The organism is Massilia sp. (genome assembly GCF_032106685.1).
GTDB lineage: Bacteria > Pseudomonadota > Gammaproteobacteria > Burkholderiales > Burkholderiaceae_D > Telluria.
The window spans coordinates 203,017-218,163 of record NZ_DAMCPG010000001.1 but is presented as its reverse complement, the minus strand read 5'-3'; the positions used below and the strand labels follow the sequence as shown (position 1 = coordinate 218,163).

At 64.1% G+C, this 15,147-nt stretch carries 16 protein-coding genes; 15 read left to right on the top strand and 1 reads right to left on the bottom strand.

Annotated features, from left to right (window positions below; genetic code table 11):
* The first annotated feature begins 171 nt into the window (after positions 1 to 171).
* The 6 genes from RT688_RS00975 (at position 172) to RT688_RS00950 (ending at position 5,911) form a co-directional block, all read left to right on the top strand.
* Complete coding sequence (locus tag RT688_RS00975; RefSeq protein ID WP_313702984.1) at positions 172 to 945, top strand: ABC transporter ATP-binding protein; 774 nt, start codon at positions 172 to 174, stop codon at positions 943 to 945.
* On the top strand, positions 942 to 1,664 hold the full coding sequence (locus tag RT688_RS00970) for an ABC transporter ATP-binding protein (RefSeq protein ID WP_313702983.1): 723 nt from the start codon (positions 942 to 944) through the stop codon (positions 1,662 to 1,664). Before RT688_RS00975 ends, RT688_RS00970 begins: the two co-directional genes overlap by 4 nt.
* Before the next feature lie 58 nt (positions 1,665 to 1,722).
* Positions 1,723 to 2,928, top strand: coding sequence for an ABC transporter substrate-binding protein (locus RT688_RS00965; protein ID WP_313702982.1), 1,206 nt, complete (start codon positions 1,723 to 1,725; stop codon positions 2,926 to 2,928).
* A 216-nt stretch (positions 2,929 to 3,144) separates the two neighbouring features.
* Entirely contained in the window at positions 3,145 to 4,029 is an 885-nt protein-coding gene (locus RT688_RS00960; protein WP_313702981.1) for a branched-chain amino acid ABC transporter permease, read from the top strand.
* Positions 4,030 to 4,031: 2 nt separating this feature from the next.
* Positions 4,032 to 5,054 (top strand): branched-chain amino acid ABC transporter permease, encoded by a 1,023-nt coding sequence (locus RT688_RS00955; RefSeq protein ID WP_313702980.1) that lies wholly within the window; start codon positions 4,032 to 4,034, stop codon positions 5,052 to 5,054.
* Positions 5,051 to 5,911 (top strand): alpha/beta fold hydrolase, encoded by an 861-nt coding sequence (locus RT688_RS00950; protein WP_313702979.1) that lies wholly within the window; start codon positions 5,051 to 5,053, stop codon positions 5,909 to 5,911. Before RT688_RS00955 ends, RT688_RS00950 begins: the two co-directional genes overlap by 4 nt.
* 15 nt (positions 5,912 to 5,926) lie before the next feature.
* Here the strand turns inward: RT688_RS00950 and RT688_RS00945 are convergent, their stop codons facing one another.
* Positions 5,927 to 7,084: an iron-containing alcohol dehydrogenase gene (locus RT688_RS00945; protein WP_313702978.1), complete on the bottom strand. Its 1,158-nt coding sequence runs from the start codon at positions 7,082 to 7,084 to the stop codon at positions 5,927 to 5,929.
* Positions 7,085 to 7,211: 127 nt separating this feature from the next.
* Here RT688_RS00945 and RT688_RS00940 point away from each other — a divergent pair, with 127 nt between their 5' ends.
* The 9 genes from RT688_RS00940 to RT688_RS00900 all read left to right on the top strand — a co-directional run bounded on the left by RT688_RS00940 (position 7,212) and on the right by RT688_RS00900 (position 15,146).
* A complete protein-coding gene (locus tag RT688_RS00940) occupies positions 7,212 to 7,982 on the top strand; it encodes a TSUP family transporter (protein ID WP_313702977.1) in 771 nt (256 codons plus the stop codon).
* 219 nt (positions 7,983 to 8,201) lie between these two features.
* Complete coding sequence (gene mnmG, locus RT688_RS00935) at positions 8,202 to 10,142, top strand: tRNA uridine-5-carboxymethylaminomethyl(34) synthesis enzyme MnmG (protein WP_313702976.1); 1,941 nt, start codon at positions 8,202 to 8,204, stop codon at positions 10,140 to 10,142.
* Entirely contained in the window at positions 10,139 to 10,783 is a 645-nt protein-coding gene (gene rsmG, locus RT688_RS00930) for a 16S rRNA (guanine(527)-N(7))-methyltransferase RsmG (protein ID WP_313702975.1), read from the top strand. Before mnmG ends, rsmG begins: the two co-directional genes overlap by 4 nt.
* Positions 10,784 to 10,905: 122 nt before the next feature.
* On the top strand, positions 10,906 to 11,676 hold the full coding sequence (locus tag RT688_RS00925; protein ID WP_313702974.1) for a ParA family protein: 771 nt from the start codon (positions 10,906 to 10,908) through the stop codon (positions 11,674 to 11,676).
* Positions 11,677 to 11,691: 15 nt separating this feature from the next.
* Positions 11,692 to 12,561: a ParB/RepB/Spo0J family partition protein gene (locus tag RT688_RS00920; RefSeq protein ID WP_313702973.1), complete on the top strand. Its 870-nt coding sequence runs from the start codon at positions 11,692 to 11,694 to the stop codon at positions 12,559 to 12,561.
* 531 nt (positions 12,562 to 13,092) lie between these two features.
* Positions 13,093 to 13,434, top strand: a complete 342-nt coding sequence (locus tag RT688_RS00915; protein WP_313702972.1) for an ATP synthase subunit I — start codon at positions 13,093 to 13,095, stop codon at positions 13,432 to 13,434.
* Entirely contained in the window at positions 13,434 to 14,270 is an 837-nt protein-coding gene (gene atpB / locus RT688_RS00910) for a F0F1 ATP synthase subunit A (RefSeq protein ID WP_313702971.1), read from the top strand. Before RT688_RS00915 ends, atpB begins: the two co-directional genes overlap by 1 nt.
* 87 nt (positions 14,271 to 14,357) lie before the next feature.
* Positions 14,358 to 14,603 (top strand): F0F1 ATP synthase subunit C, encoded by a 246-nt coding sequence (atpE, locus tag RT688_RS00905; RefSeq protein WP_019139942.1) that lies wholly within the window; start codon positions 14,358 to 14,360, stop codon positions 14,601 to 14,603.
* A 72-nt stretch (positions 14,604 to 14,675) separates the two neighbouring features.
* Complete coding sequence (locus RT688_RS00900) at positions 14,676 to 15,146, top strand: F0F1 ATP synthase subunit B (RefSeq protein WP_313702970.1); 471 nt, start codon at positions 14,676 to 14,678, stop codon at positions 15,144 to 15,146.
* Position 15,147 lies beyond the last annotated feature (1 nt).

Below are 15,147 nucleotides of genomic sequence, written 5' to 3'. Positions count from 1 at the left end.
TAGCTCGTGCATTCATGCACAATGAGTGGGCAAATCTACCCACGTGTGCACCCGTGCACAGGGCTTGCGTTGTATTGTGGACCATAACTGTTGTGTGTAATATCTGTTAAGACTCTACGCAGATAGGGCATCGGTTCTCGAGCAGTACGTGTTAAACGTTCCGGAGACACAATGGCAGAAGTCATTCTTGAAACAAAGCGCCTCACCAAGGAGTTCAAGGGTTTCACTGCCGTCAGCGGCGTCGACCTGCGGGTGCAGCGCGGTCACATCCATGCGCTGATCGGCCCCAACGGGGCGGGCAAGACCACCTGCTTCAACCTGCTCACCAAATTCCTCGTTCCCTCGTCCGGCCAGATCCTGTTCAATGGCCGCGACATCACGCAGGCGAAACCGGCGCAGATCGCGCGCATGGGCATCATCCGTTCCTTCCAGATTTCCGCCGTCTTCCCGCACCTGAGCGTGCTGCAGAACGTGCGCATCGGCCTGCAGCGCGGGCTCGGCACCAGCTTTCATTTCTGGCGCAGCGAACGTTCCCTCGACCAGCTGAACGAGCGCGCCATGGCGCTGCTGGCCGAGGTCGACCTGGAGGGCTTCGCCGACACCATCACCGCCGACCTGCCGTATGGCCGCAAGCGCGCGCTCGAGATCGCCACCACGCTGGCGATGGAGCCGGAACTGATGCTGCTCGACGAGCCGACCCAGGGCATGGGCCACGAGGACGTGCACCGCGTGACGGCCCTGATCAAGAAGGTGTCCCAGGGCCGTACGATCCTGATGGTCGAGCACAACATGAACGTCGTCTCCGGCATCTGCGACCGCATCTCGGTGCTGCAGCGCGGCGCCATGCTGGCAGAAGGGACCTACGCCGAGGTATCGAAGAATCCGCAGGTGATGCAGGCCTACATGGGCAGCGCCGACGGCGAACTGGAAGGAGCCCACGCATGAGCCCAGGCGCTACCCCCGCCGCACTCGAGATCCGCAACCTGCAGGCCTGGTACGGCGAATCGCACATCCTGCACGACATCGGCTTCACGGTGGCCCAAGGCGAAGTCGTCACCCTGCTGGGCCGCAACGGCGCCGGCCGCACCACCACGCTGCGCGCCGTCATGGGCCTGACCGGGCGCCGCACCGGCTCCATCAAGGTCAACGGCGTCGAATCGATCGCGCTGCCCACGCACCGCATCGCCCACCTCGGCGTCGGCTACTGCCCGGAAGAGCGGGGCATCTTTTCCTCGCTGTCGACCGAAGAGAACCTGCTGCTGCCGCCGGTGCTGCCGAAGGCCGGCAGCGCGATGTCGCTCGACGAGATCTACGAGATGTTTCCCAACCTGTACGAGCGCCGCCACAGCCAGGGCACGCGCCTGTCCGGCGGCGAGCAGCAGATGCTGGCGGTGGCGCGCATCCTGCGCACCGGCGCGCGCCTGCTGCTGCTCGACGAAATCTCGGAAGGCCTGGCGCCGGTCATCGTGCAAAGCCTGGCGCGCATGATCACCACGCTCAAGGGCAAGGGCTACACGATCGTCATGGTCGAACAGAACTTCCGCTTCGCCGCGCCGCTGGCGGACCGGTTTCACGTGGTCGAGCACGGCCAGATCGTCGAAACCATCGGCGCCGCCGATCTCGACGCACGCATGCCGGTGCTGACCGAGCTGCTGGGAGTGTAAGCAGAGGCTTTCTGCAGCAGACGTTTTTTCACGCTTCACATACAACAACGGAGACAAGATGAAACGCACGACCCTCGCCCTCGCCACCGCCGCCGCCTTTGCCGGCTTCGCCCTCCCGGCATCCGCCCAGATCAGCGACGACACCATCAAGATCGGCATGATCACCGACCTGTCCGGCGTCTATTCCGACGTCGACGGCAACGGCGGCGCCGAAGCCGTGCGCATGGCCATCGCCGACCTGGGCGGCGCTGTTGCCGGCAAGAAGATCCAGTTCATGGTTGCCGACCACCAGAACAAGCCGGACATCGCCGCCTCGAAGGCGCGCGAATGGTTCGACCAGCAGGGCGTCGACATGCTGATCGGCGGCACCAACTCGGGCGCCAGCCTGGCCATGGCCAAGGTCGCGGCCGAGAAGAAGAAAGTCTTCATCTCGATCGGCGCCGGCACCGCGCAGCTGACCAACGAGCAGTGCTCGCCCTACACCGTGCACTACGCCTACGACACCGTGGCGCTGGCGCGCGGCACCGGCTCCGCGGTGTTGAAGCAGGGCGGCAAGAGCTGGTATTTCCTGACCGCCGACTATGCCTTCGGCCAGTCGCTGGAGAAGGACACCTCGGAAGTCATCAAGAAGAACGGCGGCACCGTGCTGGGCAGCGTCAAGCACCCGCTGTCGGCCTCGGACTTCTCGTCCTTCCTGCTGCAGGCGCAGTCCTCGAAAGCGCAGGTGCTGGGCCTGGCCAACGCCGGCGGCGACACCATCAACGCGATCAAGGCCGCCAACGAGTTCGGCCTGACCAAGAAGATGAAGATCGCCGGCCTGCTGGTGTTCATCAACGACGTCCACACCCTCGGCCTGAACACCACGCAAGGCATGTACCTGACCGACGGCTGGTACTGGGACCAGAACGCCGACACCCACGCCTGGGCGAAGCGCTACTTCGCCAAGATGAAGAAGCAGCCATCGATGCTGCAGGCGGCCGATTACTCGGCGACCATGAACTACCTGAACGCGGTCAAGGCTACCGGCACCGACGACTCGACCAAGATCATGGAACACCTGAAGGCGACCAAGATCAACGACATGTTCGCCAAGAACGGCGTGATCCGTCCGGACGGCCGCATGGTCTACGACATGTACCTGATGCAGGTGAAAACGCCGAAGGAATCGAAGGGCCCGTGGGACTACTACAAGGTCGTCGCCACGATTCCGGGCGAGCAGGCGTACACGACCAAGGCCGAGACCAAGTGCGCGGCGTGGAAGTGATTATTCGCGTTTCGCATGCATGCCGCGTTTGACACAGGCATGAGTTGAACGCGTGGACGGCGGAGCCGTCCACCCTACGGGTATAGCGGAGGGACGTAGGGTGGACGGGTGTCCCGTCCACGCGTTCAACGAACATTCGCATTATCGCGGCGCCAAACCCTACGCCCGTTTCGCCGGCGCCCGCATCACCGCCTCCCGACATAACCCCTGGTGCCTATGGAAATCTTCGGAGTCCCCCTGCAAGCCCTGATGAGCCAGCTCCTGCTGGGCCTGGTCAACGGTTCCTTCTACGCGATGCTCTCGCTGGGCCTGGCCGTCATCTTCGGCCTCTTGAACGTCATCAATTTCTCGCATGGCGCCCTGTACATGATGGGCGCCTTCATCGCCTTCATCGGCGTCAGCACCTATGAACTGAACTACTGGATGATGCTGGTGCTCGCGCCGCTGGTGGTCGGCGCCTTCGGCATCGCGGTGGAAAAAACCATGCTGCGCTGGCTCTATAAACTCGATCATCTATATGGCCTGCTGCTGACCTTCGGCATCACGCTGTTGCTGGAAGGCGTGTTCCGCTCCTTCTTCGGCGTCTCGGGCCAGACCCTGGACGTGCCCGAGCAGCTGGCCGGCGCCACCGACCTCGGCTTCATGATCCTGCCGAACTACCGCGCCTGGGTCGTCGCCGCCTCGCTCACGGTCTGCCTCGGCACCTGGTTCGTGATCGAAAAGACCCGCCTGGGGGCCTACCTGCGCGCCGGCACCGAGAACCCGAAACTGGTCGAGGCCTTCGGCATCAACGTGCCGCGCATGGTCACGCTGACCTATGGCTTCGGCGTCGCGCTGGCCGGCCTGGCCGGCGTGCTGGCGGCGCCGGTGATCAACGTCACGCCGCTGATGGGCTCGAACCTGATCATCGTCGTCTTCGCCGTGGTCGTGATCGGCGGCATGGGTTCGATCCTCGGCTCCATCGTCACCGGCCTGATGCTGGGCGTGATCGAGGGATTGACCCGCGTGTTTTATCCGGAAGGCTCGGAAGTCGTCGTGTTCGTGGTCATGGTCATCGTGCTGCTGCTGCGCCCGGCCGGCCTGTTCGGGAAGGAGAAGTAAGCATGAACAAGAAAATCGGTTACGGCATCGCTCTCGCCCTGGCGCTGGCCGCGCCTTTCTTCGGCTATCCGGTGTTCCTGATGAAGCTGCTGTGCTTCGCCCTGTTCGCCTGCGCCTTCAACCTCTTGATCGGTTTCACCGGCCTGCTGTCGTTCGGTCACGCCGCCTTTTTCGGCAGCGCGGGCTACGTCACCGGCCACCTGCTGACCGTGGTCGGCTTGCCGACCGAGCTGGGCATCCTGGCCGGCGTGGCGGCCAGCGCCGTGCTCGGGCTGGTCGTCGGCGCGCTGGCGATCCGCCGCCAGGGCATCTATTTTTCGATGATCACCCTGGCCCTGGCGCAGATGGTGTATTTCGCCGCGCTGCGCAGCCCGTACACCCACGGCGAGGACGGCCTGCAGGGCGTGCCGCGCGGGCGCCTGTTCGGCCTCATCGACCTCGGCAACGACCTGACCCTGTACTACGTGATACTGGCCATCGCCGTGCTGGGCTTCGCTTTGATCGTGCGCATCGTGCACTCGCCCTTCGGCCAGGTGCTGAAGGCGATCAAGGAAAACGAGCCGCGCGCCATTTCGCTGGGCTACGACGCCGACCGCTACAAGCTGCTCGCCTTCGTGCTGTCGGCCGCATTGACCGGCCTGGCCGGCGCCACCAAGACCCTGGTGCTCGGCTTCGAGACCCTGACCGACGTCCACTGGACCATGTCGGGCCTGGTGGTCCTGATGACCCTGGTCGGCGGCATGGGCACGATGGCCGGTCCGATCATCGGCGCCTTCGTCATCGTCGCGCTGGAAAACAAGCTGGGCGACCTGGGGCTATGGCTGAGCGAGACCACCGGCATCGGTTGGTTCTCGACGCTGGGCGAATCGGTGGGCATGGTGACCGGCCTGATCTTCATCGTCTGCGTGCTGCTGTTCCGCCGCGGCATCGTCGGCGAGATCGGCGCCCTGCTCGAGCGTCGCGCGCGCGCCAGGCCCGACGCTGGCGCTAGAATGGCCGTGAACAAGGAGCGGGAGGCCGCGTGAAAGATGCATCGGCGACGTTGAGCGTGAATGGTTTGCGCATGCACGTGATGAGCGCGGGGGAGGGGCCGCCCGTCTTGCTGCTGCACGGCTTTCCCGACACCCACGTCGTCTGGCGCAAGCAGGTCGGTCCGCTGGTGCGCGCCGGCTATCGCGTGATCGCGCCCGACCTGCGCGGCTACGGCCAGACCGATGCGCCCGAGGCCGTGGCGGCCTACCGCAGCGAGCACCTGGTGGCCGACATGCTGGCGCTGCTCGACGTCATGGGGATTCAGCAAGCGCGCGTCGTCGGCCACGACTGGGGAGCGCTGATCGGCTGGCTGCTGTGCATGCGCGCGCCGCAGCGCGTCGCGCAGTATGTGGCGTTGTCGGTCGGCCATCCGGCGGCGTTCGCGCGCGCCGGCATCATGCAGCGCCTGCGCAGCAGTTACATGCTGTGGTTTATGGCGCCGCTGCTGGCCGAGACATCGCTGACGGCCGCCGACTTCTTCGCCATGCGCCATTTCACTTCCGATCCGACGCAATTGTCGCACTGGCGCCGCGACCTGCGCGAGCCCGGCCGCATGACCGCGGCCCTGAATTATTACCGCGCGAACGTGCCGCATGGCTTCAAGCTTGGCGCCGAGACCGAGCCCGTTAAGGTACCGGTGATGGGCATCTGGAGCAGCCGCGACGTCGCGCTCACGCAAGAGCAGATGCGCGACTCGTCAAAGTACGTGGCCGAGACCTTCCGCTACGAGCGCATCGAGGGCGCCGACCACTGGCTGCAACTGACCGCGGCCGACCAGGTCAATGCGCTGCTGCTCGATTTTTTCGGGGGCCTGTCCCGGGCCGACACTGCAGCGGCCCGGCCGGGCTAAGTTCCTTCTGAATCTCTACAGCGCCGCGGCGTAGATGGCGCGCGCATCTTCTCGCGTCATTTCCCGCGGATTGTTCCCGAGCAGGCGGGTCTGGAGCATGGCGTCGTCCGCCAGCCGGTCCAGGTCGTTGTCCGTGATGCCGACCTGCTGCAGCGTAGTCTGGATTCCCGTCATGCGGGCGGTCTGCTGCATGGCCGCGATCAGCGCTTCGGTGCGCGCTTCGGCGCTGCCGCTGGCGTGGGGGACGGCAATCGCCGCCAGCTCGGCGTAGAGCGGCGCCGCCGCCGGCGCATTGAAACGCAGCACGTGCGGCAGCACCAGGGAATTCGACAGGCCGTGCGCGACGTGGAAAATGCCGCCGACCGGGTAGGCCAGCGCGTGCACCGCGGCGACCGGCGCGTTCGAGAAGGCCTGGCCGGCCAGGCAGGCGCCCAGCAGCATGGCCTGGCGCACCTCGAGCCGGCTGCCGTTTTCGCAGGCAGCGATCAGGTTGCGCGACAGCAGCTCCAGCGCCTGGCGCGCCAGCGTGTCCGACAGCGGGTTCTTCTTGTGACGGCTGGTGTAGGCCTCGATCGCGTGGACCATGGCGTCGATGCCGGTGGCGGCGGTGACCATCGGCGGCAGGCCCAGGGTCAGCGCCGCGTCCAGCACGGCCAGGTCGGCGTAGAGCTGGGGAGAGACCACGCCCATCTTGGTGGTGGCGCCGGTGGTGACGATCGCGATGTTCGTCACCTCGGATCCGGTGCCGGCCGTGGTCGGCACCTGCACCAGCGGCAGGCGGCTGCCCTCTACCTTACCGATGCCGTAGATCGCGGCCAGCGGCTGTTCGCTCGCCGCCAGCACCGCGACCAGCTTGGCCACGTCCATCGAGCTGCCGCCGCCCAGGCCGATTACCAGATCCGCGTCGTTCGCGCGCGCGAAGTGCACCGCCGCCATCACCACGTCTTCCGGCGGGTCGGCGACCACGCCTGAAAAGACGCTGACCGTGAAACCCTGGCGCTTCAGGTCGAGGCAGGGCATCTCGGCCAGCCCGGTACGCAGGAAGCCGGCGTCGGTGACGACCAGCGCGCGGCGGGAGGAGGGGAAGCGTTCGCGGACGATCTCGCCGAGGCGGCTGGCGGCGCCGGGTTCGGAAACGATGTGGGCGACGGTGCTGAAGGCAAAGGCGGTCATGGTGTTTCCCGTGCGTTTGGATCGATCAAGATTACACCAGAATGGATAAGCTGCGCAGAAGTCGACGGCTGCGCCGTGGTCCGAACCTGCGTACAATTTCGTCTCTTCAACGTATCGAAAGCAGGTGATGATTGACTTCGTATGGCTCGGCGGCGCAGCCTTCCTCGCCGGGCTGGTGGACGCTGTGGTGGGCGGCGGCGGACTGATCCAGGTTCCCGCGATCTTTTCCGTCTTGCCGAAGGAAGTGCCGGCGACCCTGCTCGGCACGAATAAACTGGCGAGTATCTTCGGCACCGGCGCGGCCGCGGTGAACTATAGTCGCCGGGTGCGCGTCGCCTGGAGTGCGGCGGCGCCGGCGGCGCTGGCGGCCTTTGCCCTGTCCTTTGTCGGCGCCTGGACCGTGACCCGGATACCGGGCGACTTCGTGCGCAGCCTGCTGCCGCTGATCCTGCTGGCGGTCGCCATCTATACCTTCCGCAAGAAGGACCTGGGGTCGGTGCACGCGCCGGTCCACAGTGGCTCGGCGGAGCGCTGGTGGGCGATCGGCATGGGCGCGGCCATCGGTTTCTATGACGGCTTCTTCGGTCCAGGCACGGGTAGCTTCCTGATCTTCCTCTACGTCCGCTTCTTCGGCTTCGATTTCCTCAGCGCCTCGGCGGCGGCGAAGATCGTGAACGTCGCCTGCAACCTGTCGGCGTTGATGTGGTTCGGCTACAGCGGCCACCTGCTTTGGCAGCTGGGCCTGCTGATGGCAGGTTGCCAGATCGCCGGGTCCCTGGTCGGTACCCGCCTCGCCATCAAACACGGCAGTGCCTTCGTGCGCAAGTTGTTCCTGGTCGTGGTTTCGGTCCTGATCGTCAAGACCGGCTTCGATGCCATCGTGCGCTGGGCAAGTTGAGTCACTTGTTTCACGTGGAACAAAAGCCGGGTTCGCCCGGCTTTTTTTGCGCCTGCGCATCCTGAAGCAGCCCATTGTTTCACGTGAAACAGCGATCATTGCCTTTCGAAGCTGTGTTCCACGTGAAACAAAAACCGTCGCGTTTTCGGTCCGAGCCGAGTCCACGCCGATAAATGCTTCTATAATCGAGAATTAGTCTCCTCGCTCCACACTTCCATCATGCTATTTCCTACTGAATTCGACGTGATCGTCGTCGGCGGCGGCCATGCCGGCACCGAGGCGGCACTCGCGTCCGCACGCACGGGGCAGAAGACGCTGCTCCTGACGCACAACATCGAAACCCTGGGCCAGATGTCGTGCAACCCCTCCATCGGTGGCATCGGCAAGGGCCACCTGGTCAAGGAAGTCGACGCCCTTGGCGGCGCGATGGCAATTGCCACTGACGAATCGGGCATCCAGTTCCGCATCCTGAACTCGTCCAAGGGGCCGGCCGTGCGCGCCACCCGCGCCCAGGCCGACCGCATCCTCTACAAGGCGGCGATCCGCTCGCGCCTGGAAAACCAGCCGAACCTGTGGCTGTTCCAGCAGGCTGTCGACGACCTGATGGTGGAGGGCGACCGCGTGGTCGGCGCCGTCACCCAGATCGGCCTGCAGTTCCGCGCCCGTGCCGTCGTGCTGACGGCAGGCACTTTCCTGGACGGTAAGATCCACGTCGGCCTGCAAAACTATACCGCCGGCCGCGCCGGCGATCCGGCCGCACTGTCGCTGTCCGCCCGCCTGAAAGAGCTGAAGCTGCCGCAGGGCCGCCTGAAAACCGGCACGCCGCCGCGCATCGACGGCCGCAGCATCGACTTCTCGGTGTTGACCGAGCAGCCCGGCGACCTCGATCCGGTTCCCGTGTTTTCCTACATGGGCAAGGCCAGCATGCACCCGCGCCAGGTGCCGTGCTGGGTCACGCACACGAATGCGCAGACCCACGACATCATCCGCAGCGGCCTCGACCGCAGCCCGATGTACACCGGCGTCATCGAGGGCGTCGGCCCCCGTTATTGCCCGTCGATCGAGGACAAGATCCACCGCTTCTCGTCGAAGGAATCGCACCAGATCTTCCTCGAGCCGGAAGGCCTGACGACCAACGAGTTCTACCCGAACGGGATCTCGACCAGCCTGCCGTTCGACGTGCAATTGGCCCTGGTGCGCTCGATGAAGGGCATGGAAAACGCCTTCATCCTGCGCCCCGGCTACGCCATCGAATACGATTATTTCGACCCGCGCGGCCTGAAATCCTCGCTCGAAACCAAGGCGATTCGCGGCCTGTTCTTCGCCGGCCAGATCAACGGCACGACCGGCTACGAGGAAGCGGCGGCCCAGGGCTTGCTGGCAGGCCTGAACGCTGCGCTGCAAACCAAGGGGATCGATGCCTGGACCCCGGGGCGTTCCGAAGCCTATCTCGGCGTGCTGGTCGACGACTTGACCACCCAGGGCGTGGCCGAGCCTTATCGCATGTTCACGAGCCGCGCCGAGTACCGCCTGTCGCTGCGCGAAGACAACGCCGACATGCGCCTGACCGAGATCGGCCGCAAGCTGGGCGTGGTCGGCGACGCCCAATGGCAAGCGTTTGAACAGAAGCGCGAAGCCGTGGCGCGCGAGCTGGAGCGCCTGCGCTCGACCTGGGTCAACCCGCGCATCCTGGCGGCCGCCGAATCCGAGCGCGTGGTCGGGCAGGCGATCGAACGCGAATACAACCTGGCCGACCTGCTGCGCAGGCCAAACGTCGAGTACGACACCCTGGTGACGATGATCGGCGTCGAAGGGCAGCCCCTGGGCGGCCCCGGCGTCGAGGACCCGGCGGTCAAGGAGCAAGTCGAAATCCAGCTGAAATACGCGGGTTACATCGACCGCCAGGCGCGCGAGGTCGAGCGTCACGACCACTACGAGAACCTGAAACTGCCGGAAAACCTGGATTACCTGGAGATCGCGGCGCTGTCGATCGAGGTGCGCCAGAAGCTCGATAAACAGCGTCCGGAGACGCTCGGCCAGGCTTCGCGCATCTCGGGCGTGACCCCGGCGGCGATTTCCCTGCTGCTGGTGCACCTGAAAAAGCGCGGCGCCAAGGGCTTTACGTCGGCGCCGGCAGCGGACGCGGAGGCCGCGCAATGAGGGGTTTTGACCGCGAAAAACTGATGCAGGTGCTGAACGACGGCATCGACGCACTCGATCTGCCCCTGTGGGCCGCGCAGCGCGAGCAATTGATGGACTACCTGGCGCTGATGGCCAAGTGGAACGGCGTCTACAACCTGACCTCGCTGCGCGACCCGATGCAGATGGTGACCCATCACCTGCTCGATTCGCTGGCCGCGGTGGCGGCGTTCGAGGGCGTGAAAAGCGTGCTCGACGTCGGGGCAGGGGGCGGCCTGCCAGGCCTGGTGCTGGCCATTGCCCGGCCCGACATGCAGGTATCGCTGATCGACACCGTGCACAAGAAAACCGCCTTCCTGACCCAGGTAAAGGCGGAACTGGGCCTCGCCAACGTCACCGTCTACACGATGAAGGTGCAGGATTTGAAGGCGGGGCCTTTCGAGGTCATCACCTCGCGCGCCTTTGCCGACCTCTCGGACTTCGTCAACTGGTCCGGGCACCTGCTGGCCGAGGGCGGCAGGTTCATTGCCCTGAAAGGCACGGCGCCGGCCGAGGAGCAGCAAAGGCTGCCCCAGGAATGGAAGGTGCAGGAATTGCGGCCCTTGCGGGTGCCCAAGCTGGAAGCGGAGCGCCACCTGGTGTTCATCGAGCGCAATCGATAAGCGAGACCAATAAACAAACATAACGATATAAACGGTTTATACCGTTTAAACCATATAAACCGTTTATACGGTTTAAAGGGTATGAACGGTATAGTCGGATGTGTCGTGTCCGGATGAGATAGATGGCAAAGATTTTTTGCGTTGCAAACCAAAAGGGGGGAGTCGGCAAGACGACCACCAGCGTCAACCTGGCCGCGGGCCTGGCCAAGCTCGAGCAGCGTGTGCTGCTGGTCGACCTCGACCCGCAGGGCAATGCGACCATGGGCGCCGGCATCAACAAGGCGACGCTGGAAAGCTCGACCTACGAGGTGCTGCTGGGCGAGGCCGAGGTGAGCGCAGCGCGCGTGCGCTCGGAAGCAGGGCGCTTCGACGTACTGCCGGCCAACCGCGAGCTGGCCGGGGCCGAAGTCGAGATGGTCGAACTGGACAGCCGCGAGCGCCGCCTGAAGCATGCGCTGGCGAAGGTGGACGCCGACTACGATTTCATCCTGGTCGACTGCCCGCCGGCATTGTCGATGCTGACCCTGAACGGCCTGTGCGCCGCGCACGGCGTCATCATCCCGATGCAGTGCGAGTACTACGCGCTGGAGGGCTTGTCCGACCTGGTCAACACGATCAAGAAGGTGCACGCCAACCTGAACACGGATCTGAAGATCATTGGCCTCTTGCGCGTGATGTTCGATCCGCGCATGACGCTGTCGCAGCAGGTCTCCAAGCAGCTCGAGCAGCATTTCGGCGGCAAAGTCTTCAAGACCATCATTCCGCGCAACGTGCGCCTGGCCGAGGCGCCGTCCTACGGCGTGCCCGGCGTGACGTTCGACCCTTCCTCGAAAGGGGCGCAGGCCTACATCGCGTTCGGGGCCGAGATGGTCGAGCGCATCAAGACGATGTAATCAGGAGTTATCCACATGGCGACCAAAAAACTCAAGGGCCTCGGCCGCGGCCTCGATGCATTGCTGGGAGGCGGGCTGGACGACGCGCCCGCACCCGCGGGCGCACCCTCGGCCTTGTCCATTTCTCAATTGCAAGCAGGCAAGTACCAGCCGCGCACCCGGATGGACGAGGGCGCACTCAACGAGCTGGCGGCCTCGATCAAGAGCCAGGGCGTGATGCAGCCGGTGCTGGTGCGCCCGATCGACGGCGGCCGCTACGAGATCATCGCCGGCGAACGCCGCTTCCGCGCCGCCCAGCTGGCCGGGCTCGACGAGATCCCGGTGCTGGTGCGCGAGGTCGACGACCAGGCGGCCGCCGCCATGGCGCTGATCGAGAACATGCAGCGCGAAGACCTGAACCCGCTGGAGGAGGCGCAGGGCATCGCGCGCCTGATCTCGGACTTCGACTTCACCCACGAGCAGGCGGCCAGCGCGGTCGGCCGCTCGCGCAGCGCGGTGTCGAACCTGCTGCGCCTGGTGAACCTGGCCCAGCAGGTGCAGACGATGCTGATGGCCGGCGACATCGACATGGGCCATGCCCGCGCCTTGCTGTCGGTGGACAGCGCCAGCCAGATCGCGCTGGCGAACCAGGTCGTGGCGAAACGCCTGTCGGTGCGCGAAACCGAAAAACTGGTGGCGCGCGCGATCGAGGAGCAGAACAGCCCGGCCGCGGCGGCGCGCCAGAAGGAAAAGTCGGGAGATATCGTGCGCCTGGAAGAAGAGCTGTCGGACCGCCTGGCGACGCCGGTCGTGTTCAAGATGGGACCGAAGGGGAAGGGGCAGATGATCATCGACTTCCAGAACCTCGACGTGCTCGAAGGCGTGCTGGCGCGTTTGCGCGGGTGACCCCCCGGCGAACCGGTTCGCCTGCCTGAGCCGAAACGTAGGGTGGGCGGCTTCGCCGCCCACGCGTTCGACCACGTTCGCAAACCCGCTCCCTTCATTCGCTTTGCTGAGGTCAGCCGCCCGATCTCGCTGCGCCGCATCCGTCCTAAACATCTGTCTGCAATTCACAACAATAGTTGATCAGCCCAGCCGATCGAACGTTGACACGAATGTTTGCCTTTTCGGCATCCCGGCCTTGCCCGCGCCGCTTGAATGCGCGGACGGCGAAGCCGTCCACCCTACCTCCCTCCGGCATCCGCCCTCGAAGATTTTGCGCCCCAAAGTTCCTCCGGACATCTGCATTTCGACACGCGAACTACGGCGAAAACTGTTCGTTCTGTCAATATTTATGACACATTTTCCTGCCTCCACGAGTACCACGGAAGAGCCGGAATCGTTTGACTCAACGGGTATAACGAACTTATAATCCCGCTGATTCATGTAATTACCACACCGTAACTCGGTTCTCATGGCTAAGGCGAAAGAATAAAAATGTTGCGCCTGGTCTCCCTGCAATTGATCGCAACAGTCGTCGCCGGCCTCATCGCCGCACTGCTGGGGGGATGGCCTGCGATGTTTTCGGCGGTGCTGGGCGGAATCTGTTGTGTCTTGCCTAATGGCATCATGGCGTTGCGCTTGTTTGCCGCCACACACAAACCAGGCGGGACGAACCCGCTGACGTTTTTTGTCTGGGAATTTATAAAGATTGCACTGACGCTTGCCCTGCTGGGAGCAACTGCGTGGTTGTACCGCGATCTAAACTGGCTGGCGCTTCTCGCCGGCTTCATCGTGGCGCTGAAAAGTTACATATTCTTATTATTTAGGCATCGATAATGGCGACTCCAACCGCAGAAGGCGCAACCCACGCGCCCACCGCTTCAGAATACATCCGACACCACCTGGGCCATCTGGCGAACCACCACCAGGAAGGTCCGGTCGACTTCAACGTCCTGCACTACGACACCATCTTCTGGTCGATCGCCATGGGCGTCGTCGGCTGCCTGATCCTGTGGATGGCGGCGCGCAAGGCCACTTCCGGCGTGCCGGGCCGCTTCCAGGCTGCCGTCGAGATGCTGGTCGAGATGGTCGAAGACCAGTCGAAGTCGATCGTCCACGGCGACCGCAGCTTCATCGCGCCGCTGGCGCTGACCGTGTTCGTCTGGGTCGCCCTGATGAACTCGCTGGACTTCCTGCCGGTCGACATGTTCTCGGAAGCCTTCAAGTGGCTCGGCGTCGAGCACCTGTTCCCGTATCACCGCGTGGTCCCGACCGCCGACCTGAACGGCACCATCGGCATCTCGCTGGGCGTGCTGATCCTGATGCTGTACTACGGCATCAAGGTCAAGGGCCTGGGCGGCTGGCTCCACGAACTGTTCGCAGCACCGTTCGGCATCTACATGGCGCCGTTCAACCTGCTGCTGAACATCATCGAATACGCAGCAAAAATGGTGTCGCTCGGTATGCGACTGTTCGGCAACATGTTCGCCGGCGAGCTGCTGTTCCTATTGATCGCTTTGCTTGGTTCGACCGCCACCGTCTTCGGTTTCGTCGGCCACGTAATCGCAGGCTCGATCTGGGCGATCTTCCACATCCTGATCGTGTTCCTGCAGGCATTCATCTTCATGATGCTGACGCTGGTGTACCTCGGTCAGGCCCACGAAGGCCACTGATCGGCGCCGCAAGCATCGAACAAGATAGTGGTTGTAACGAAGTTGTAGTTTTTAATCTAGTTTTTAAATTAACTTTTTGGAGTAATCATGACTGACGTTTCTTTTGTTGCACTGGCTTGCGGTTTGATCATCGGCCTCGGCGCTATCGGCGCATGTATCGGTATCGCTCTGATGGGCGGTAAGTACCTGGAAGCCTCGGCACGTCAGCCTGAACTGATGAACACCCTGCAGACCAAGATGTTCCTGCTGGCTGGCCTGATCGACGCGGCATTCCTGATCGGCGTTGGTATCGCCATGCTGTTCGCATTCGCAAACCCATTCGTCGCCGGTTAATTACCTGGCAAATTGGTTTGAAGGGCCGAACCATCGCGGTTCGGCATCCGTTTTTGTGAGAAGGGAAAAACCGTGAACCTTAACGCAACTCTGTTTGCACAGCTCGCCGTCTTCCTCGTCCTGGCTGCCTTCACGATGAAGTTCGTGTGGCCGCCGCTGATGAAGGCGCTCGACGAGCGCGCCGAGCGGATCGCGAACGGCCTGGCCGCCGCCGACCGCGGCAAGGCCGACCTGGCCGCCGCCGAGAAACGCGTGCAGGCCGAACTGGCCGGCGCCCGTGACGAAGGCCAGAAGCGCATCGCTGACGCCGAAAAGCGCGCCGCGCTGATCATCGACGAAGCCAAGAAGACCGCCGCTGAAGAAGCCGCCCGTATCGTTGCCGCCGCCAAGGCCGACGCCGAGCAGCAGGTAACGCGCGCGCGCGAGGAACTGCGTGGCCAGGTCGCCGCACTGGCAGTCCAGGGCGCCGAGCAGATCCTGAAGCGCGAAGTGAACGCAGACGCGCACGCCGCCCTGCTGTCGCAACTGTCGACCGAGCTCTGAT

Excerpts from the sequence above, each read along its gene's own strand:
- mnmG (WP_313702976.1), top strand. The coding sequence starts at position 8,202 with ATGCTATTTCCTACTGAATTCGACGTGATCGTCGTCGGCGGCGGCCAT.
- RT688_RS00920 (WP_313702973.1), top strand. The coding sequence starts at position 11,692 with ATGGCGACCAAAAAACTCAAGGGCCTCGGCCGCGGCCTCGATGCATTG.
- RT688_RS00975 (WP_313702984.1), top strand. The coding sequence starts at position 172 with ATGGCAGAAGTCATTCTTGAAACAAAGCGCCTCACCAAGGAGTTCAAG.
- RT688_RS00965 (WP_313702982.1), top strand. The coding sequence starts at position 1,723 with ATGAAACGCACGACCCTCGCCCTCGCCACCGCCGCCGCCTTTGCCGGC.
- atpE (WP_019139942.1), top strand. The coding sequence starts at position 14,358 with ATGACTGACGTTTCTTTTGTTGCACTGGCTTGCGGTTTGATCATCGGC.
- RT688_RS00925 (WP_313702974.1), top strand. The coding sequence starts at position 10,906 with ATGGCAAAGATTTTTTGCGTTGCAAACCAAAAGGGGGGAGTCGGCAAG.
- RT688_RS00960 (WP_313702981.1), top strand. The coding sequence starts at position 3,145 with ATGGAAATCTTCGGAGTCCCCCTGCAAGCCCTGATGAGCCAGCTCCTG.
- RT688_RS00955 (WP_313702980.1), top strand. The coding sequence starts at position 4,032 with ATGAACAAGAAAATCGGTTACGGCATCGCTCTCGCCCTGGCGCTGGCC.
- RT688_RS00940 (WP_313702977.1), top strand. The coding sequence starts at position 7,212 with ATGATTGACTTCGTATGGCTCGGCGGCGCAGCCTTCCTCGCCGGGCTG.
- RT688_RS00945 (WP_313702978.1), bottom strand. The coding sequence starts at position 7,084 with ATGACCGCCTTTGCCTTCAGCACCGTCGCCCACATCGTTTCCGAACCC.
- RT688_RS00970 (WP_313702983.1), top strand. The coding sequence starts at position 942 with ATGAGCCCAGGCGCTACCCCCGCCGCACTCGAGATCCGCAACCTGCAG.
- RT688_RS00915 (WP_313702972.1), top strand. The coding sequence starts at position 13,093 with ATGTTGCGCCTGGTCTCCCTGCAATTGATCGCAACAGTCGTCGCCGGC.
- atpB (WP_313702971.1), top strand. The coding sequence starts at position 13,434 with ATGGCGACTCCAACCGCAGAAGGCGCAACCCACGCGCCCACCGCTTCA.
- rsmG (WP_313702975.1), top strand. The coding sequence starts at position 10,139 with ATGAGGGGTTTTGACCGCGAAAAACTGATGCAGGTGCTGAACGACGGC.